General features: G+C 66.1%; 18 protein-coding genes. All 18 read right to left on the bottom strand.

All coding sequences use genetic code 11. The annotated features are described in order from the left end of the window. Positions 1 to 648, bottom strand: a complete 648-nt coding sequence (locus tag NI18_RS03270) for a hypothetical protein (protein ID WP_037528068.1) — start codon at positions 646 to 648, stop codon at positions 1 to 3. Further along, on the bottom strand, positions 645 to 2,936 hold the full coding sequence (locus NI18_RS03265; RefSeq protein WP_037528066.1) for a hypothetical protein: 2,292 nt from the start codon (positions 2,934 to 2,936) through the stop codon (positions 645 to 647). The genes NI18_RS03270 and NI18_RS03265 overlap by 4 nt, the downstream gene beginning before the upstream one ends. After that, positions 2,933 to 3,655: a hypothetical protein gene (locus tag NI18_RS22020; protein ID WP_052148958.1), complete on the bottom strand. Its 723-nt coding sequence runs from the start codon at positions 3,653 to 3,655 to the stop codon at positions 2,933 to 2,935. Before NI18_RS22020 ends, NI18_RS03265 begins: the two co-directional genes overlap by 4 nt. Positions 3,656 to 3,837: 182 nt before the next feature. Continuing rightward, on the bottom strand, positions 3,838 to 4,092 hold the full coding sequence (locus NI18_RS03255) for a hypothetical protein (RefSeq protein WP_037528064.1): 255 nt from the start codon (positions 4,090 to 4,092) through the stop codon (positions 3,838 to 3,840). Next, positions 4,092 to 4,430: a hypothetical protein gene (locus NI18_RS03250; RefSeq protein WP_037528062.1), complete on the bottom strand. Its 339-nt coding sequence runs from the start codon at positions 4,428 to 4,430 to the stop codon at positions 4,092 to 4,094. The genes NI18_RS03255 and NI18_RS03250 overlap by 1 nt, the downstream gene beginning before the upstream one ends. Next, positions 4,418 to 6,358, bottom strand: coding sequence for a hypothetical protein (locus NI18_RS03245; protein WP_037528061.1), 1,941 nt, complete (start codon positions 6,356 to 6,358; stop codon positions 4,418 to 4,420). The genes NI18_RS03250 and NI18_RS03245 overlap by 13 nt, the downstream gene beginning before the upstream one ends. Further along, complete coding sequence (locus tag NI18_RS03240; protein ID WP_037528060.1) at positions 6,262 to 7,407, bottom strand: hypothetical protein; 1,146 nt, start codon at positions 7,405 to 7,407, stop codon at positions 6,262 to 6,264. Before NI18_RS03240 ends, NI18_RS03245 begins: the two co-directional genes overlap by 97 nt. Before the next feature lie 71 nt (positions 7,408 to 7,478). Continuing rightward, positions 7,479 to 8,384 (bottom strand): phage tail length tape measure family protein, encoded by a 906-nt coding sequence (locus tag NI18_RS03235; RefSeq protein WP_037528058.1) that lies wholly within the window; start codon positions 8,382 to 8,384, stop codon positions 7,479 to 7,481. Then, positions 8,348 to 9,373, bottom strand: a complete 1,026-nt coding sequence (locus NI18_RS03230; RefSeq protein ID WP_037528056.1) for a hypothetical protein — start codon at positions 9,371 to 9,373, stop codon at positions 8,348 to 8,350. The genes NI18_RS03235 and NI18_RS03230 overlap by 37 nt, the downstream gene beginning before the upstream one ends. Positions 9,374 to 9,392: 19 nt before the next feature. After that, positions 9,393 to 9,713, bottom strand: coding sequence for a hypothetical protein (locus NI18_RS03225; protein WP_037528054.1), 321 nt, complete (start codon positions 9,711 to 9,713; stop codon positions 9,393 to 9,395). A gap of 117 nt (positions 9,714 to 9,830) precedes the next feature. Then, entirely contained in the window at positions 9,831 to 10,271 is a 441-nt protein-coding gene (locus NI18_RS03220) for a hypothetical protein (RefSeq protein ID WP_037528052.1), read from the bottom strand. Positions 10,272 to 10,379: 108 nt separating this feature from the next. Then, positions 10,380 to 10,835, bottom strand: a complete 456-nt coding sequence (locus NI18_RS03215) for a hypothetical protein (RefSeq protein WP_037528050.1) — start codon at positions 10,833 to 10,835, stop codon at positions 10,380 to 10,382. 71 nt (positions 10,836 to 10,906) lie between these two features. Further along, positions 10,907 to 11,098, bottom strand: coding sequence for a hypothetical protein (locus NI18_RS03210; protein WP_037528047.1), 192 nt, complete (start codon positions 11,096 to 11,098; stop codon positions 10,907 to 10,909). Between the two features lie 17 nt (positions 11,099 to 11,115). Next, positions 11,116 to 11,517: a hypothetical protein gene (locus NI18_RS03205; protein WP_037528044.1), complete on the bottom strand. Its 402-nt coding sequence runs from the start codon at positions 11,515 to 11,517 to the stop codon at positions 11,116 to 11,118. After that, the gene (locus NI18_RS03200; protein WP_037528042.1) at positions 11,514 to 12,044 is read right to left on the bottom strand and encodes a hypothetical protein; all 531 of its coding nucleotides are present in this window, start codon (positions 12,042 to 12,044) and stop codon (positions 11,514 to 11,516) included. The genes NI18_RS03205 and NI18_RS03200 overlap by 4 nt, the downstream gene beginning before the upstream one ends. After that, entirely contained in the window at positions 12,044 to 12,394 is a 351-nt protein-coding gene (locus tag NI18_RS03195) for a head-tail adaptor protein (RefSeq protein WP_037528040.1), read from the bottom strand. Before NI18_RS03195 ends, NI18_RS03200 begins: the two co-directional genes overlap by 1 nt. Then, on the bottom strand, positions 12,391 to 12,696 hold the full coding sequence (locus NI18_RS03190) for a head-tail connector protein (protein WP_052148957.1): 306 nt from the start codon (positions 12,694 to 12,696) through the stop codon (positions 12,391 to 12,393). The genes NI18_RS03195 and NI18_RS03190 overlap by 4 nt, the downstream gene beginning before the upstream one ends. After that, positions 12,689 to 13,831, bottom strand: a complete 1,143-nt coding sequence (locus NI18_RS03185; protein ID WP_128082057.1) for a hypothetical protein — start codon at positions 13,829 to 13,831, stop codon at positions 12,689 to 12,691. Before NI18_RS03185 ends, NI18_RS03190 begins: the two co-directional genes overlap by 8 nt. Positions 13,832 to 13,842: the final 11 nt, after the last annotated feature.

Raw genomic sequence — 13,842 nt, 5'->3', positions numbered from 1 at the left:
TCAACCATAGGGGATCGACATGCTGCCAGGCAGCGTGAGGAACATCGCCTGTTGAACCGATGAGGCACCCATCTTCGTCGAGGTGATCGTGCCATCAACGACGAGATTTCCGCCGATCCTACCATCCCCGATCAGCTCCCAAGCTCCGCCGAACTGATCCGACCAGAGGCTGAGTCGTGCGACACCGTTGCCGCCATCGGCGAGCAATCTGACGTAGGCTGTCGCTTTGCCGGCGAGGTCGACTAGCGTGCCAGCCTGCTGCTGCACCCTTGCTTCGGTGCCGTTGTAGGCGCTGCGCAGATCCGTCACGCTCTGCGTCACGACGCCGATCTTGGGATCGACGATCGCCGTTGCCCGCTGGTCGATCCTTGCAGACAAGTCGGCGCCGACTTGGGCTTCGAGGCTCGACACGCGCTGGGCGGCCGCAAACCGGCCATCGGTGACCGCCGTTTCAACTGTCGACAGGCGGCCGCGCGCATCGTTAAGCGATGCCGTGATCGTGTCGCTGCGCTGTCCAAGCGCCGTATCCCGATCAACCGATGTCCGCTCGACCCGGCCGATCTCAGCGCGCACGGCGCTGTCCGTGGTCGCCAGGCTGGCGGCGACACCGTCAACCCGAATACCGAGGGCACGATCCGCCTCGCTCATTGCGCTCGCCGTCTGGTCGACGCGGGCGTTGTTGCGCTGTCCCGGCCGACATAGTCGGTAGTGATGGTGTCGATCCGCCGCCCGATCGCGCTGTCGGCATCAGCCAACGTAGTTGCCGTCGAGCTGACAAGCGCTCGCGTGCTCGCAGTAACGGTCCGGTCGTTGCCAGCACTGTACGGAACCCAGGTTTTGGTGCCCGGCTTTACCTCGGTAACGAATGGCCGCGAGAACCATGCATAGCCGTCGTTTTCGACATCGTAGGAGCGGAGGGCAATCGTGGCGCGAACCGCACCACCCGGCACGATGAATTCCTTCACGCCCGTCTGATCCCAGGCGTTCAGATCCTGCCCGCCGGCGTTGATCCTCAATGCCGAGTTCTCGCCGGCGTAACCGACGTAGCCACTGTCATTGAAGAAAAAGACGGTGACCCATGCCCGGCAACGGTGAGACGCGGTCATGGCGTACAGCTGGATGCTGGACCCGGGGCGCACGGCAAAGGGAGCGCTCTGAGCCTCACTGCAAAGGCCAGCGCCGGGGCTAGGACGATGCAGGGTTAGGTTGTTCTCGATGCCGCCAATCATGAAAGGCTGAGCTGCCCGGTTCAGGCTCATGGTCGACGTAAGCTGGGGATTTGTGACCAGCACCCAGCCATCAAGCGTGCTCAGACTGCTGTTCGGCACCAGGTTGCCCCCCGAAGGGCTGGCCTGCGATTCGAGCACCGATGCGCGTTCGCCGACGGCCGTCGTCGCGTTAGCGAGCGCACGCGATGTGTCAGTGATCCGGGTGTTGGTGGCAGTGTTGGCAGACTGGTAGTCGGCCGTGACCGTGTCAATCCGCTGCCCGAGCGCGGTGTCGCGGGTCGACGAGGCTAGTTCGACCCGGCCGATCTCGGCGCGGGTGGCGGTATCCTTGGTGGTGACGTCGGTCACGATGGAGTCGACGCGTCTGCCGGTCGCCGCGTCAGCGTCGGAAAGGGCGGTGACCGCATTGATAATCCGGGTGCTGGTCGCCGCATCCGCCGCCTTGAAATCGGTGGTGACGGTGTCGATACGCTCGCCGAGCGCCTTGTCCGCGGCAGATAACGCGGTGACCTGGGTCGTGATGCGCGTGTTGGTGGCGCTGTCGCGGCCTGTATAGTCCGTCACGACAGTATCGATCCGCTGCCCAAGCGCGGTGTCGCGGGTCGACGAGGCGAGTTCGACCCGGCTGATCTCCGCGCGGGTGGCGGTGTCTTTCATGGTGACGTCGGTTACGATCGAGTCAACGCGCTTGCCGATCGCTTCGTCAGCAGCCGACAAGGCCGCGACCGAATCCGTGATCCGCGTGCTGGTCGCCGAGTCCGCCGCCTTGAACTCAGTGGTGACGGTGTCAATCCGCTCACCAAGCGCCCTGTCGGCCGCGGACAGGGCGGTGACCTGGGTCGTGATCCGCGTATTGGTGACGCTGTCGCGGCTGGTATAATCGGTGACGACGCTGTCGATGCGCTGCGCGATCGCACGGACATCATCGGTGCGGACCAGCCGCTCCGTCTCGATCAGCGCGCGAACCTCACCGTCGTTCTTGTTGGTGATGACGGTCAGGCTGTCGATGCGACGATCGAGCAGCTCGTCCTTGCCCTGCGCCCGGTTCGCTTCAGCGTTGAGGTCGGTCATCGCCGCATCGATGCGGTTATTTGCCCGGCTGACAGCTAGGTCGGCAGTGACGCGCGCCTCGACCAGTTTGCTATCAGCTTTGGCGAGTGCCGCGTCGAGGACGATACCGGACGCGAGCAGCTTGGCATTGAGATCGGCCAGCGCCGCATCTGCCTTCGCCCCGGCCGTCTTGATCAGGGCATTGGCGGCCGCGACCGCGCTGTTGATTGCGGGGATCGTGGTGTTCTCGAGAATATCTGATCGCTGCTTTATCGAGACCGCATCTGCAATGACCTGCTTCGCCGGCACCCCTGCAACAGCGCCAGTGTCCTTCGACGTGTTTTCAGCGGTGTTGTCGGCGTTCTCGGTCGGCTTCGTGCCGCTGACATTCTCCCAGGGGATCGTCAGTGGCGCCGGGGTTTTTGCTTCGCTGAAGCCCTCGATCGACAGCGTCAGCTTGCTCAGCGTCTCGCCGACCTCAACGCTAAAGTCTTTGAAGAAGCCGTAGACGATGAGGCTGTCGACGCCAGCGTCGCCAAGCCACAGCGACGGGACCGCGCGGACGGCTGCGATCCGTCCGACGACCTGGTCGACCGCGTCGGTCCGGATCAGCGCCTTGCCTGCCATCCGCTTCGCCCAGGCGCGCGGGACGATCATCGTCTCGCCGAACTCGTCCGTCTCGCGACGCTATAGTCGGTGATGCCCGACGTCGCTGAACCCTCGGTGATACCGAGCGGCCGCAATATGCCGAGCAGCAGGGTGCCGACAAATACGGTACCATCGCCACCGCGGCTGTCCTGCCATTTGGTGACGTCGCTCACGCCCTCGGCATCGGCCCAGCTTGGTGGTTCCGCCGTGGCGGTACCGGCGACCGTGTCGTGCCACGCGACCGAATCGTCCCATGCGAAGCCATCGTCCCAGACGACACGCGTCGCGGCCTTGCCGAACGGCGTCAGCGTCACCGTGATGCTGGCGCCGGCCGCCAGCGACAGATCTAGGAACAGCGCGCCGCCGGAGCCGCCCGACGGCGCGACGGTGCGGTCATATCCGGGGGCCTGAACGCGAACCGTTGCGGCGTTACAATCGAGGATCGCGAGCCCGGATGCGGCGAGACCGGGCCGCAGCGTGACCACGATCGGGGCCTCGTCGGTGGTGACGGATCCGAGCGCCTGGTCGAACATGGCCCAGCGGTTCGTCGGTCCGACATCGAGCCATGCCCCCGTCGTGGTCGCGGGGTCATGACCGATGTTGCGATCAATTACGCTTTCCCAGACGCGATGCGTCGACCGACGGATGACGCGCTGCCCCAACGCGTAGCCGCCGGCCGCCGTCCACTCGATGGCATCGTCCTCGGAGACGCTGCTCGATGTCAGCACGGCTTCTGTGATCGCGATCGGCTGTAGCAGCTGAAGGGTGGACGCCTGCCCGGCCGGGGCCGGATCCGAGCCGTCGTCCGTAAACGCCTCCTCACCGGTCAGCCCCTCAACCGTCAGCGTACAATAGCTGAGCGGCGCGGACGCATGGTCGACCTCGAATTCTCTGTAGAACCCGCGGACGGTCAGGCTGCCGAAGCGATCGTCGGCGATCCACGTCGCGAGGTGGCACGAAGCTCGGCGAGCTGGCGCTGGATCGTGTCGACGTCGTCGAATGGTACCGCGAGACGCACCGTCATGCTACGCGCGAAACGGCGCGGCACAACCGTGGTCACCCCGAATTCGTCGGTGACCCTGCGGCTATAGTCGATGACGCCGATCGTCGGCGCCGTCTCAACGGTGCCTAGCTCGATTGCGCCTGTGGAGGTGACGACCTTCATCAGGCGGCGCTCGCATTGCCGACGCTGAACGCCATGCCGTTATGATCGGCCGTGACATCGTCGAGCTTGCGATCGATCCCCTTAGTGTTGCGGGCGATCTCGGTCTGCGCCGAACCATTTTCACGGCGCAGACCGGCGACCTCTTCCTTCAAGGCCTCGATGGCGCTGACGATCAGATCGTCGTTGGCCGGTGCGGGCGCCTTGCCGGTCGCTGCGTTGGCAGCCGTGATCATCGTATCGATCGGCGTGGCGGTCCTGGCCGACGCGGGGGTTCCGCCGGCCAGCGCGCTGCCGACGCCATAGGCGGCCTGCCGGCTGGCATCATTCATCGCCTGCACGCGGTCGAGCTCCTGCCGGCTCGTCGTCTGTTCGACGGTCGCGCGGTGGTCCCGTTGCCGAGCGCGCTGATCACCCCATAGGTTGCCTCGAGGCTCGCGGCGGTCATGGCGCGCACGCGTTCCAGTTCCTGCCGGCTGGTCGCCTGCTCGGCTGCGGCCGTCAGCAGTGCCTGGCTGAGCGCCGGCAGCGTCTTCGCCGCATCCTGATCACCGCCGCGCGCGGCGGTGTTGGCCGCATTGAACTGCCCCTGCAACGCCACAAAGCCGTTGCCGCCGGCAGCGTCGGTGACGCCGCGGATGCGATTTACCTCGTCCATGATGCTGTCGCCGACCGACGTCCATGCGTCCGCCAGCGTCTTGGCGGCCGACGCTGCGGCCTGGGCGTCCTGCACGGCATAGATCTTCTGCTGCAGACTGCGGTTGCTGGCATCGAGCTTGGCAAGATCGAGCGCACGCAGGGCGGCCGTGTCGCCCTGCAATTCGAGTAGCTGGCGCTGGAGATCCTGCCGCTCGCTCGCGATGTCCGCCGCGCTCTTGGCACCCTCCATGGAGGCCTGAAGGTCGGCGAAGGCCGGGGCGAGCTGTAGCAGGGTCGCATAGGTCGCCTGACCCGCCGCGCTCGTCAGATCCTGCGCCTCGACCAGCTGACGGAAGCCCGCCAGCGTTTCGGGCATCACCATGCCGAGGCTGCTGAACACGCCGGCGAACTGCGCCGTCTTCGCGGCTGCCTGCTCCTCCTGCGTGTAGAAGGACTCGAAATAGGCATCAGCTGCCGACGTCAGCGCGGACACGCTGTCGAACTGGTCGGCAAGGCCGAGCTTTGCCGCAATGCCCATCGTCTGCGCGCTGGTACCGAGCAGATCGAGCGACGCGCCGACCGCCTCGACGGTCGAGGCGACGCGCACGAGCGTTTCGAAGGTGCCTTCGCCGACCTTCTGGAACTGCGCGACGGCCGGGAAAGCCGCGGCCGCCATGCCATCGGCCGCGGCACCGAAGATCGCAGTCAGTTTCTCCTGGATCTGCTCGCCGGTCAGGTCCTGCAGGTCGATCTTGCCGATGTTGACGACGAAGCTGTTGAGGCGGTTCTGGATGTCACCGGTCGCGGCCCCCAGCGGCCCGGCCGACGCCACGATCGCATCGTTGAACTGGCGCAGGATCAGCGTGAACTGGTTTTCCAGCCCCGGGTCAGCCGCGCCGTACTGCGTCGAATATTTCGTGCCGGTTGAGATCCCAAGGAACGACGACTTCTTCTTCACGTCCGAATAATAGGACGCGTCGAAGCCGCTGTTCAGGATGCTGCCGACCGACTGCGGCCCGCCCGACAGGCCGTTGCCGATGACCGAGGTCTTGGTGCCAAACAGGCCGCTGAGGATGCTGCCGATGACCGGGATCTTGGTCAGCACCGCACCGATGCCCGCACCGATCGGGCCGCCGATCGCCATGCCGATGCCTGCCATCGTTGCCGTCGCGTTGCTCTTGAACCCGGTGTTGACGCCGGCATTCGCATCGATGTTGCCGGCGCGGACGACGAGGGTTGCAACGCCCCCGATCTGGCTGTCGATCGACTTGAGCGATGCGGCCATGTCGCGCGAATAGGACAGCATGACGGTGTCGACGTCCTTCAGGGCATCGATGGCGTTCCGGATGCTCTCGCTCTTGGCCGAGGAATCGCCGAGGACGGTGCCGGTGCCGGTGTTGGTCGGCGCCAGATCGTTCTTGCCGCCACCACCGAACGAGCCGGCGACCGACACGCCGATCCCGGCCAGCGCGGCGACCGTCGCGGCGCCCGCGGCGATATTGAGCGGGAAGGGGAGACTCTTGATCGCGTTGACTACGGCCTCGGTCGCCCCGACCGCGATTCGCGCGACGCTGTTGGCGATCTTGCTGCCGGTCTCGATCGCATCCTGTGCGATCGCACGAACCGACATCGCGAACTGGACGAGGCGGAATGCCTTTCCGCGGTCGCCAGCGCCTGATAGCCGCTCGAGCCTTCCTTGAAGAACCCCTTGGCAGCCGCGGTCATGTCGCCGAACGCGCTGATCTGCTGCGACGATGACCGCAACGAGAAGAGCCGGTTCTCGCGATCGATCTGCTGCTGATCGTCGCCCGCCGCGGTGATCGCGGCCTTGTGTGCTTCCTGCAGCTTGGCCTGGTCGGCGTAATAGCCGGTCATGACGGTCAGCGCGTCGCCGATCGCCGTGCCGGCATTGCCGAACGCATCGGCCATGCCCTGCGCGGCGCGCTGCGCGCTCTGGTCGATCGTATCGAACAGGTCGGCCGTGGCGCGCAGCTCGGCATTGAGCTCCGCCTGCTTTTCGACCAATTGCTGCGCGCCGACCGCGATCGCGACCTGCTGCTCGATATAGGCCGCGCGGTCGCCGGGATTGTACTTCTGCGCCTCCTGCGTGGCCTTCAGCGTAGCGAGCGCGCGCACCCGCTCCATGTCTGTCGCACCGACGAGGCGAAGCTCTTCGCGCATCTGAGCGAGTCGGTCGTTGCCGGCTGCCATGTCGGTGTTGAACTGCGCGCTGCGTTCGGCCGTAGTGAGATCCGCGCGTGCCGCGCGCTGGTCGGCCAGCGCCTTGGTCGCGCGCTCGGCCTCGGTCGTCAGCCCCCGGGTGCGGGCTGCCTCGATCGCGGCGAGCAACGGCAGATCCGCGATCTGATCCTTGACCAGCTCGGCCGCGCGCATGGCGGGCACGAGACCGGCTGCGACCTGCGCGTTGACCAGCATCTGCGCCGCGGCCTGGTCGCGTGCGCTCGCGGTCGACTTCGCGACGTCCGAGACGCGCTGCGCGATCGCTAGCCGCACCTGACGGTCGACCGACGCCTCGATGTCGGCGCGCTGCTTGATCGCCTTGCTCTCGGCCTTCACGCGGGCCTCGGCGATCAGCGCCGCGGCCCCGGAGACGCCATAGGCATCTGCCAGCTTGTACAGGTTGCGGATCTCCGCCTCGATCGCCTCAGAATCGCGCACGAGCGACGCCGCATGGCTGTCGACGGGCGCCTTCTTCGGCGTGCGATCCGCCTTGATCTCGTTGGCCTTCTTCAGCAGCCGCTCCTGCGACTTGCTGATGATGTTCTCGGCAGCCGTGGCGAAGAACCTGTTCGTCCCGTTGACGACCTGCCCGGCGCCTGCGCGTAGCCCTTGCCGAACGCCTTGCCGAGGCTGCTGCCGGTGCTGGTCACGGCCGTGGCGGCGTCGCTCTGGCCCATGGCCTTCAGGATCGGACCGGCGAAGTCGCTGATCGCGCTGCCGATCGACTTCAGCCAGCTGGCGACGCGATTGTAGATGGCGTTGAAGATCTGGGCGATGCCGTTGCCGGCCCACTGGGCCGCGGCGACAACGGGGGCGAAGAACTGCGCGACGGCCGTGGCTGCGGCCGAGACATAGGCCGACACCGACGTCGAGATGCTGCTCCACAGCTCGACGATCGCCGCATAGGTGCCGGTGAATGTGCCATAGATCGACGCCAGGAAGCCCTGCACCTGCTGCGCGTCGTTCGGTGAGAACAGATAGTCCATGAGCGACTTGCCCGACCCGCCCAGGTTGAGGCCGTCGGTGATCGTCTTCCATACGCCGGCAACCATGTCGCCGGTCGTGATCGACTGATCGCCAAGCTTCTTCATCTCCTTGGACGTCAGCCCGAGACCCTCGGCGAACTTCTTCATGCCGGCGTCTTCGTTGATCTGCTCCTTCCACCGGTAGAGCGCGACGCCGGCGACGGACGCAACCGCGATCGCAGGGAGGAACGCGACGGCGAGGCCGCCCATCTCGGCGGCAAAGCCCTTCACGCCGCCTTCAGCCATCTGCGCGACCTGAAAGATCTGGCCCGCCTGGCTGGCGAAGATCTGGAACGGCGCTGCGCCCATCGCCGCCATGGTGGCGACGTCGTTCAGCTGGAACGAAAGCTGCGTCAGGGTGCCTTTGCCCTTGCGAGCGACGCGGTCCATGTCGTCCTGCGCCTGCGCGCTTTGCCGCAGCGTCCGGTCAGCACTTCCTGCTGGCGCGCATATTCGGCGGGTGCGGTTGCTCCGGCGTGATAGAGGCGCGTCGACTCCGCGATCTCAGCGTTCAGTTTCTTCGTCAACGCATAGAGGGGATCGGTCGACATGCGCAGCTGCTCGGCCGCGGCCGCATCGGCGACCTGAGCATCGTGCGACGCGCGCACGGCCGACGCCAGCTGGCCATGCTCGCGCGCAAGCTGCTCAGCCGCCAACCCCTCGAGGCGCATCGCCGCTGCATTGGCTTCACGCTGCGCAATCTCTGCAGCTGCCTGCTGCTCGTTATAGTCGCGCATGCCCTGCTTGGCGCGCGCCTCGAACATCGCGCTGCCGAGCGCGGCCTGACGACGGGCCTGCGCATCGAGCGCTGCAGCCGCAGCAAGGCTGGCTGCCTCTTCCTCGCGCAGCGCCACTACGCCGGCACGCACGCGGGCCTCGAACATCTGGTGGGCATACGCGGCTTGCCGCAGGGCTTCCGCCTGAGCATTCGCCGCAGCCGCGGCCTGGTTGGTCGCGGTGACCAAGGCCAGCTCTTCGCTGCGGATCCGCCCGGCAAGCTCAGTCAGTCCCTGCTGCTCAGCTGCGAACGCTTTGAACTCGGCTGATGCGCTACGCACCTCCTCGCGTGTTTTGCCGAAAACGCTGTTTTGACGCTCGAGCTGGCGTGCCATCGCCTCGCCTGCCTTCTCGACCCGGGCGAACTCGCGCGCCGCGCTGGCACCCTCGCGGGTTGCCGCTGCGCCGAAATTGGCAACTGCGCTGGTGGCGCCGGCAAGCTTGATCCCACCCGCCGCGGCTTCAATACGCGCCGAGTTGCGAATGAAGTCCTGAGTCTCGGAGCTGAACATCTGGCCGAAGCGCAGCAGCTCGGCGAACGCGCCTTCGGTATTGAGGATGAAGCCAACCTCGAGGGAGGCCGCGCCGTCGTCGTCAATCATCGCGGCCTCCTTTCGAGGATCAGCCCAGCACGGCGCGGAGCTTGGCTTCTTCGATCTCACGCTCACGTGCGGTCACCGCTGCGCGCCATGGAGGCGGACAGGTTTCGACGTCGGCCTTGTGGCTCTCGGCGAGGTAGGCAGCCGAGAGGCGGCGGATCAGCCGCGCCTCCCATGGCTCAAGGTCAACGGCGGTACGTTCGCACCACGCATTGATCTCGATCCACGATAGCGGCACGGCGCCCATGCCGGCCGCTTGGGTCAGGCCCATCTCGATCAGCCGGTCGGTGATGTGCGGCGCCGGATTGGGCGGCATAGGTGGCACGATCTTGTCGCGCTTCATCTTCTCGATCCGACTGAGCCGGGGGAACGGGAGAGTCCTCTACGAACTTGGCTCGCCGTGATCGAGGGTCCGGCTTTGGCGTGGCCTGAAGCCACGCCATATGCCGGATATAGAGGGTCAGGCCGCTTTCGATGCGGCCTTGAAGTTTCCCCAATCGGCGACGAACTTCGCCACCTGGCGGGTGATGTAGCCAATACCTTGATCGGCATATGCGGCGCGGAACATGTCCTGCCCAGTGAGACTGGCCCCTTCGGGCTGATAGTCGAAGTTCTCGAACGACACGGTGATCGCGGCGAGGTCTTCGGCCGTCTCGGCGATGCGCTCTTCCTGGGTCGCCGCGGTGATCTTGCCATCGTTGTCCTGCATGCGCTTCAGCGCGCGCGCGGATTGGCGTGATTCGACAGCGCCATAGGGGCGGCTGCCGGGGCCGTGGAGATGGATGCGGATGGGGAGCTTGCCAGCCTCGTCGGCATAAAGCGGTTCGCCGGTGGGGCCCTTGACGTGCAGGGCGGCGGTCGCGGCAATGGCCAGCGAGGCGATATTGAGCAGCTTGGTCACGTGGTATTCCTTCGCGGGAGGATGGTGCGCCAGCCCGGCTCGCGACCCGCGACGACGGGCCGATCTGGCGCATAAGGACCGGCGTCGCGGCGCCGGGCAGGAAAGGAATCAGGTGGTCGGCGCAGCAACCTTGACGATCTTGGTGCAGATCTCGATCGTCGGAGCGCCGGTCAGCATGCTGTCGGCACCGTCGGCGGTTTCCGGCATGCCGAAGTTGCGGCCGCCGAAGTAGCGCTTGGCACCGTCCGGATAGGTCACGCGGAACGAATAGAGCTTCTGGCTCTCGTCATCGGCCGACGTCTGCATGATCGCCTGGCCGGCGTCGGAGCTGTCGAGCGCCATCGATGGCTGCAGAGCGCCATAGTCGGCCGAGCCCTTGAACTTCTGTTTTGCACCCTTGAGCGGCTGGAATTCGACCTTGGCGAAGCTGGCGCCGATCGAGCCGAGCTTTTCGACCTGACCAACATCGGTGAAGGTCAGGGCGGCGTAGCCAGTGGCGTCGGCAGTCGCCGGCGACGTAACGGAGATCGCAAGCGACGAGCCTGCGGCGGTCTGTGAACCCATGGTGATGATCCTCGTGATTTAATACCGGCAGGGCCGGCGGGGTGGCGCCCGCTGGGCGGCGGGCACGCGGGTTAGGCGGCGGTCTTGGCCTTCGGGTCAGCGGCAGTGTCGACGGCCTCGACCAGCCCAGCGGCTGCGAAGTTGACGAACTCGCCCTCGGTGAAATCGTGCGCCTTGCCAGCGTCGAAGCGCCGCTCGGTGCCAGCGTCGATGAAATCGCGGGTCGCCTTGGCGCGGATCGTCTTGGGCTTGGTGTCGGACATGGTAGGTTCCTTTTCTCTCACGCTGCCGCGTCGAAGCTGACGCGGAAGTCTTGGGTCTGCTCGAAGCTGTTCGCCGGACCGCCGACATCAGGGCCGGTCCCAGCGGTGAAGATCGAGACACGAAAACAGCCCGAAAGATCGCCGATCACGTCCCGGCAGCATTGCCGGATGAGCTTGATTGCGGCCTTCTGATCTCGATAGTTCGCCGCCCGCACCGCCACGGACACGCGCTCGACGGAACGGACGAGCGGCTCCCGCTTCAGGCGTTGGCGATCGACCAGGGTCACGCTGCGGATCAGAATGGCGGGTAGCACCACGTTATCGGGAAGCTTGCCGGCCTTGATGCTTGTTGGCTCCATCAGCTCGGTCAGCGGCTCGTAAGCGCGCAGCAGGTCACCGACGATCTCGACACCGCTCATTCGTCGGTCCCTTCCGGTTCGTCGCTGCCGATGATGCCGCCGCGGGTGACGCGGGCATTGACGTAAGTCTGCATCGCGGCACGGGCGGCTGCGGCGCTGAGATCGAGCGAGGGACGCATGAACGGGTTGGCTTTGGCGCCAGGGTGGTGGACCGTCTTGCCGACAAAGCTGCCGCCAATTCGCAACGACCCGCCGCCGGTTTCATTGATGCGGCGGACGCTCTTGCCCTCTCGCTGGCTGTCATCGACCGTGATGAAATGCGGGTCTGTGCCGTATTCTGCCCAGATCGCGAGCGAACGAGGCCAGTGACCTTTGACGCTGACCTTGACCACAATCCGCCCCGGCTCGCTGTTGGTGCGCAGCGTAAGCGCCTCGGTCACCTCGGCTGCCGGGGAGCGGCTCTTCGTCTCGTCAAGCAACACCCTGCCGCCGGCGCGCGCCGCGCCGCGCAGCAGCTTGGCTTCAATCTGCGCAGGCAGGCCGGCGATGAAACGGTCGACCTCTGCCTGACCTTTGACGCTCGGCATTAGGCCGCGTTGCCCGCCGAGGTATAGTCCTCGACCATGAACTCGATGCCCGAGCGTTGGCGGATCAGTGCTGGCCCGGCGACGATCTGCATGATGCGCCCATCCATCACGAAGCGCATGTCAGGCGTCACATCGTCGCGCGCCCGCATACGCACCCGTGCTGGACGCGCTGCCACGTTGATCCCTCCGGCGAGCTTTTCACCACGGCTCGGCAGCATGTCGACGACGCCGGCCCAGACCTCGTCGACCAGCACCCAGTTGCCTGACCCGGCGCCGTCGAGGCTGTCATCGGCTACGGGGCGCTCGATGCGGATGAAGTCGGGCAATTCGCCGGCAGTGAGCTGGGTCATACGACGAACTTGCGCAGGGGAGCGATTAGGAAGGTGATCGCCAGCGGCAATTCCGTCAGGTTCTGCCCCGCCGCCTCGCGATTGGCGTACCATTGTCCGACGAGCAGCAGCACTGCCTGTGCGGCAACGGCGCGACCGCGCAACGCCGTCGGCGACACGTCAGTGGCGAAGTCGCACCCTGTTGCGCCGTCAATCGCTCTAACAGCTGCCGCGATGAGAATGCCGAGATAAGCGTCCTCACGATCAGACGAGCCTAGACGAAGGTGCGTTTTCACATCCGCGAGGGTGACGAGCTCAGCCACGGGTGAGATCGCGCCCATCGCGCCCTTTCTTCACCGCAAGCCGCCAGCCGGTGTCAGGGCCGTCCGGCTTGTCGCCGGTATCCTTCTGCGCGATCCAGAGCGAACCGCCGAAGGTGACAGCGTCGCCCAGCGTATAGGCTTGGCCTTCCTTGAACACGCCACGGTCGATCACTGCTGGCACACTGAGGTCGAAGGTCTTCACCTGCTCACCGCGCACGAACTTCAGGGTCGCCTGGCGCTCCCCGGTCTGCTCGATCGACATATCGTCGAAGCCCAAGCCGGGGTCGCCGTCCTTCCCATCTACGCGCCCAAGCGGGCACATCTTGCCGTCGCTCAGTGTCACGACCAGCGCACCCGTGCGGTCGATCATCGCGCCAGCAAGGCCGACGCCGTCCTTCGCAACAGGTAGCGCAGCAACAGCGCGCTCGACGGCCGATGCGATGATCGGCTCGACGTCGGCGATCGTGACGCTCTTGCCATCGGCAGGGGGTGGCAGCGCCGCGACTGCGGATGCTACGGCCCCAGCGATGATCGGCTCGACATCAGCGACCGTGACGCTCTTACCATCAACCGGCACCGGTAGCGCCGAGACTGCGGCCGCGACCGCCGCCTCGACCGGCGCGATGACGTCGACCGGGGGCAGTGCGGCGACAGCGCGCTCCGCTTCCTGAGCAATCAGTGGGCGCACATCGTCGAGCGTGACGCTCTTGCCATCGATCGCGGGCGGCAGCGCCGCCACTGCCGCAGCAACAGCGGTCTCGACCGGTGCGACCAAGTCGGGCAGCGGCAGTGCCGCTACAGCTCGTTCCGTCTCGGCAGCGATCAGCGGCTTCACGTCGTCAAGCGTGACGCTCTTGCCATCGGCCGGCGCAGGCAGCGCGGCGATCGCAGCAGCGACTGCCGCCTCAACCGGCGGAATGACGTCGACCGGCGGTAGCGCGGCAACGGCCCGCTCGGCCTCGACAGTAATTAGCGGCTTCATGTCGTCCAGCGTGACGCTGACGCCATCCTTGGCAGGGGGCAGATCGCCGACAGCCCGCGCAACGGCCGCGGCGACAAGGGGCTCAACGTCGGCGACCGTGACGCTGGTGCCGTCGCGCGGCGAGGGCAGGGCGGCGATCGCATCGTCAATCATTTGCCGAATGC

It is taken from the genome of Sphingomonas sp. Ant20 (genome assembly GCF_000783375.1).
Classification (GTDB): domain Bacteria; phylum Pseudomonadota; class Alphaproteobacteria; order Sphingomonadales; family Sphingomonadaceae; genus Sphingomonas; species Sphingomonas aerolata.
This window is presented reverse-complemented; position numbering and strand designations above follow the sequence as displayed.

Excerpts from the sequence above, each read along its gene's own strand:
- NI18_RS03225 (WP_037528054.1), bottom strand. The coding sequence starts at position 9,713 with ATGAAGCGCGACAAGATCGTGCCACCTATGCCGCCCAATCCGGCGCCG.
- NI18_RS03200 (WP_037528042.1), bottom strand. The coding sequence starts at position 12,044 with ATGCCGAGCGTCAAAGGTCAGGCAGAGGTCGACCGTTTCATCGCCGGC.
- NI18_RS03235 (WP_037528058.1), bottom strand. The coding sequence starts at position 8,384 with ATGGACCGCGTCGCTCGCAAGGGCAAAGGCACCCTGACGCAGCTTTCG.
- NI18_RS03215 (WP_037528050.1), bottom strand. The coding sequence starts at position 10,835 with ATGGGTTCACAGACCGCCGCAGGCTCGTCGCTTGCGATCTCCGTTACG.
- NI18_RS03195 (WP_037528040.1), bottom strand. The coding sequence starts at position 12,394 with ATGACCCAGCTCACTGCCGGCGAATTGCCCGACTTCATCCGCATCGAG.
- NI18_RS03210 (WP_037528047.1), bottom strand. The coding sequence starts at position 11,098 with ATGTCCGACACCAAGCCCAAGACGATCCGCGCCAAGGCGACCCGCGAT.
- NI18_RS03265 (WP_037528066.1), bottom strand. The coding sequence starts at position 2,936 with ATGATCGTCCCGCGCGCCTGGGCGAAGCGGATGGCAGGCAAGGCGCTG.
- NI18_RS03185 (WP_128082057.1), bottom strand. The coding sequence starts at position 13,831 with ATGATTGACGATGCGATCGCCGCCCTGCCCTCGCCGCGCGACGGCACC.
- NI18_RS03205 (WP_037528044.1), bottom strand. The coding sequence starts at position 11,517 with ATGAGCGGTGTCGAGATCGTCGGTGACCTGCTGCGCGCTTACGAGCCG.
- NI18_RS03255 (WP_037528064.1), bottom strand. The coding sequence starts at position 4,092 with ATGAAGGTCGTCACCTCCACAGGCGCAATCGAGCTAGGCACCGTTGAG.
- NI18_RS03270 (WP_037528068.1), bottom strand. The coding sequence starts at position 648 with ATGAGCGAGGCGGATCGTGCCCTCGGTATTCGGGTTGACGGTGTCGCC.
- NI18_RS03245 (WP_037528061.1), bottom strand. The coding sequence starts at position 6,358 with ATGTCGGTTCGTGCGATCGCACAGGATGCGATCGAGACCGGCAGCAAG.
- NI18_RS03230 (WP_037528056.1), bottom strand. The coding sequence starts at position 9,373 with ATGATTGACGACGACGGCGCGGCCTCCCTCGAGGTTGGCTTCATCCTC.